This is a genomic window from Holdemanella porci (assembly GCF_009696075.1).
GTDB classification, from domain to species: domain Bacteria; phylum Bacillota_I; class Bacilli_A; order Erysipelotrichales; family Erysipelotrichaceae; genus Holdemanella; species Holdemanella porci.
Genome location: NZ_VUMR01000086.1, coordinates 1 through 4,364, shown reverse-complemented (window position 1 = coordinate 4,364; position 4,364 = coordinate 1). Strand labels below are relative to the sequence as shown.

4 protein-coding genes are annotated in these 4,364 nt (G+C 32.4%); all 4 read left to right on the top strand.

Going from position 1 to position 4,364, the window contains the following annotated elements:
* Window positions 1–161 precede the first annotated feature (161 nt).
* The 4 genes from FYJ55_RS10220 (at window position 162) to FYJ55_RS10205 (ending at window position 4,231) form a co-directional block, all read left to right on the top strand.
* Entirely contained in the window at window positions 162–863 is a 702-nt protein-coding gene (locus tag FYJ55_RS10220; protein WP_456152226.1) for a hypothetical protein, read from the top strand.
* 149 nt (window positions 864–1,012) lie between these two features.
* Window positions 1,013–2,638 (top strand): hypothetical protein, encoded by a 1,626-nt coding sequence (locus tag FYJ55_RS10215; RefSeq protein WP_154556734.1) that lies wholly within the window; start codon window positions 1,013–1,015, stop codon window positions 2,636–2,638.
* A complete protein-coding gene (locus FYJ55_RS10210) occupies window positions 2,638–3,825 on the top strand; it encodes an HNH/ENDO VII family nuclease (protein ID WP_154556733.1) in 1,188 nt (395 codons plus the stop codon). The genes FYJ55_RS10215 and FYJ55_RS10210 overlap by 1 nt, the downstream gene beginning before the upstream one ends.
* 13 nt (window positions 3,826–3,838) lie before the next feature.
* Window positions 3,839–4,231 carry an SMI1/KNR4 family protein gene (locus FYJ55_RS10205; RefSeq protein ID WP_154556732.1) on the top strand — a complete coding sequence of 131 codons (393 nt, stop codon included), beginning with the start codon at window positions 3,839–3,841 and terminating at the stop codon, window positions 4,229–4,231.
* Window positions 4,232–4,364 lie beyond the last annotated feature (133 nt).

Below are 4,364 nucleotides of genomic sequence, written 5' to 3'. Positions count from 1 at the left end.
CGTACTACTTAGATTGAAAAATATCTATAAGATCACTCGTTTAAAGGATTTGAAGAACGAATGGTTATTCGCATAAGTGATAAAACGCAAAATTATAGCAAAGTCACCAAATTGCTAGTTAAGCCAAGAGTAAAAAATATACAGAAAAAGACAAAATTCTTGTGGCTTACCATGAAGCGGGACATGCCGTTATTGGTTTAAAACTTGAAGATGCAGATATGGTTCAGAAAGTTACAATTATTCCTCGTGGAGATGCGGGTGGATATAACTTGATGACACCTCGTGAAGAGAAATACTTCCATAGAAAATCTGAATTTATTGCGCAGATCACTGGTTTACTTGGTGGTCGTACAGCTGAAGAGATCCAATTTGGTGAAATCAGTGCGGGTGCTGTAAATGATATTGAAAAATTAACAGAAATTGCCAAAAATATGGTTCGTGTATATGGTATGTCTAGTTTAGGTCCTATCCAATATGCGGATCCTCAAGGAAATGTCTTCTTAGGAAGAGATTATACAAAAGGTAGTGATTATTCTGCAGGTGTAGCGGCTGAAATTGATAAAGAAGTTCGTGCGATTGTAGATGAGTGTCATGAAAATTGCCGTAAGATCTTAACTGAAAACAAAGATTTGTTGGATTTGATTGCGAACAATTTGTATGAACATGAAACATTAACAAATGAAGAAATCACAAACTTAATGAATTATGGACAATTAACAGATCCTAATGTTGAAGCAAATGAAGAAGAGGAAAAAGTAGAACAAGAAGTAGTTCAAGTTCCAGAGATTCCGGAGGCTCCAACTGGTGTTGATCAAAAGGATTTGGATGATGCGTTCAATGAATTAACTAAGAAAAAAGATTAATTACACACTAAAGCCATCGATTGATGGCTTTTTTTTAAGGGTTAGATGAATTAGTAATAATAAAAAGTCAGATGTATGAAACAATTGGTAAAAGATAAATAAAGTAGTTATAATTAAATTATAATATAACAAATAATATGAGGGCGTTTATGAAAAGAAAAATAATATCTATGATTCTTTGTGTAGGGTTGGCTGCACAATCTAGTTTTTTGTGTGTAAAAGCGGAGAAATTAAATGTTGATGTAGAACCTGTTGTGATGGAATTTAAAGGAAAATCTACTTATAGCTTATCTGGCAAAAAGGCGAATAAAGTAAATGAAAACAAAACAATGGGTGAAATGTTATTGAAAGGTGATTTAAATCAGTTTGATTCTGCAAATAAATCAGAATTTCTAGTTAATGATGGAATGGTTAGTTTCTGTTATGAAGCTTCTTCAAAAAAGATGAAAGCTACTGATAAAAAATGGCATTTAGTAAATGATTCTTCTAAAAAAGTGGATGATATCTCATTAGAAGGAAAAATGAATAAAGGTGTAGCAATTGTACAATCTTCTCCTGACAACAATACGTGGACCACACGTAAAGTTGTTACAGATTTTTTTAACAAAAAAAAATCAAATAAAAAGTTGTATACGACAACAGATATTGAATTGGATAATGGTTGTTATTATAGAGTCGTTATTGCGTATACACTAGGAAAAGAAGGAAAAGATAGTAAGGTTTTATTTGTTGATACAACAAAAACAAAGACAAAAAAATGTATGGAAGTATATTCGTTTTATATCAGTAATAAAAATAGTGGCACAGAGAATGTGTTAACGACACCTAGAAAAGAGCTTGGATCTGTAGTAAATACAGGAAAAGATAACGGTTATTCTCAAAGTAATGAATTAGATCAGGACGATCCACATTTTGGATGGACTTTGGGAACATTTACTATAAATGGATTTACAAGAGAAGCAACGACAGAAGATAATGTGTTCTTAAAAAATGTAGGGGATAAAATTACATTATGGTTCACTTTAAAACAAGATATTAACAAATTAAATGGGGATCCGATGTTAAAAATATCAGAGGATAAAAATGGTTATGATAAGCATTTTCAGGTTGGTAAAACTAATTTTAATCATGGTACGTTGATTATTCAACAAACAGATTTTGAAGGGAATAAATATGAACCTATTGTATACACTGATTTTTTAAAGGCAAATGCTTCAGTGTCTGCAGATACAAAAGTTCAACTTTTTGAAGAAGGAGATTATGAACTAACTTTAGATTATGAGATTGAAAAAGATAGAACAGTAGGTCATAGTTACACAAATTATAAAATAACTTTCCCTTTTAAAATTCGCAATGGAAATTGCATGGTATATCCGTTTGATCTTTCTACAGGAAGTGAATTGTCTGAGAAATCTATAGCGAATGAAGGTTTTAAACTGGATATGGCAAAATCTAGATATTTAACCATCGATGTTCAAAAATCTATTGTTAAGGTTGATAAAGATGGATACTTGACTGAGGATGTTCGATTTAATCGTCCAGCTAAAGACAATGAAGAATACAAGGCAGAAGGAATTTATACATTTACTGTAAAAAATCAATATTCAGATGCTGACCCAGTTACTAAAACTATTTATGTTGGAAATAATAAGTATTATAAAGCATTATCGAAATATGGCATTTCGGTTGATGAACTGAATGAACAGATTCATTTGGGGCACACACTGAAAAAGAACGGAACATTAAAAGATACTGATCTTGAGGAATTAAACTAATGAAAAGAATAATTAAAAATATCTTCTTGTGTCTAATGTCATTTAGTTTGTTTTGCGTTACTGGATGTAATACAAATACTAATTCTGAAAATGTAGATAAGAAAACCACAGAAGAGAAAAAAGAAATAACAACATACAAATACGAACCTAATTTTGATTCGTTGAATGATGAAGATTTGTTGAGATATGTAAGAGATGATGTGTATTCAAATGTTGTCGAAAGCATTCCGGATGGTTATTATGTAGATAATGTTGATACGGCTTATATATCACAAGAATATTTAGATGAATTAGAGTATAATTCAAAATCAAATGTGTTTTTTGGATATTCTTTAAAAGATATTGAGAGTGTTTATAAGGATCAAAAGTATGTATTTACATTAAGTGATACAGGGGAAACTATTGTTCAACCATTTGAATCTTATGATGAAACGTTTGAAAAAGTTGCGAAGAATGTTGCGGTTGGAACAGGTGTAATACTAGTTTGTGTTACAGTTTCTGCAGCAACTGCAGGTACAGGGGCACCGGCAATAAGTATGATATTTGCAGCCTCTGCTAAAACAGGAACTGTGATGGCTTTATCTGGTGGTGCAATTGGTGCAACGGCAACAGGCATTGTCACTGGTATACAAACCGGAGATGTTGAAAGATCTTTAAAAGAGGCAGCTGTATCTGGTAGTGAAGGTTTTAAAATGGGAGCTATTACAGGTGTTGTTCAAGGTGGAGCATCTGAAGCAATTGCTTTAAAAGGAATGACACTTAATGGTTTATCAATGAATGAAGCGGCAATGATTCAAAAGGAATCTAAATATCCAAATAATGTTATTAAACAGATTCATAATATGGATGAATATAATGCACTTAAATCTGCAGATTTAAAGGCAAAGATGGTGAATGGTAAAACGGCGCTAATAAAAGAAAATATTGACCTTAATCTTGTCGATGAAATGGGGCATACTAATTTGGAACGAATGGCCGAAGGGTATAGTCCTTTAGATAAAAATGGGCATAAATATGAATTACATCACATTGGTCAGAAGAATGATGCAACTTTAGCGGTGTTAACACGAGAAGAACACGATAGTAAGTTTCTTCATGGATTTAAGGAAATTAGTGAAATTGATAAAAAAGCGTTTAAGAAACAACGTCAACAATTTTGGATGACAATGGCTACTATGTTAGGATAAAGGAAGTGAATATATGTCATTTGTAAAACAATTAAAGCAAGATGAAGACTTTGTTTCTATGCCAAAAGGAGCAGCAGAAAAAGAAATTATTGAGGCTGAAGAAGAATTAGGATTGTCTTTCTCAAAGGAGTTTATTTCTTATACAAAAGAGTTTGGCTGTGCAAGTGCAGATGGCCATGAATTCTTAGGTGTGGTAAGGCATAAAAGACTGAGTGTTGTAGAGCAAACAATTTTAGCTAGAGAAGAGATTCCTGCTTTACCTTTATCATTCTATGCTGTAGAAATATCAGGTGATGATGGAATTATTGTATTCCAAGATAAAGATGGTAAAGTATATGGAGCCTCTGCACAACATAAAATTACAAAGTTGGCAGATTCGTTGGAAGAATATTTATTAGATTATTAAATTGTATAGGCGCAATAAATTTGGATGGGGTTAGGTGAATTTGCTCTCCAAGAATTTAAGGGGCGGCATATACCCCAAAATGGTTTATAGCTGATATTGGGCTCAGACAACATTTAGTTGTCTGGGTCCATTT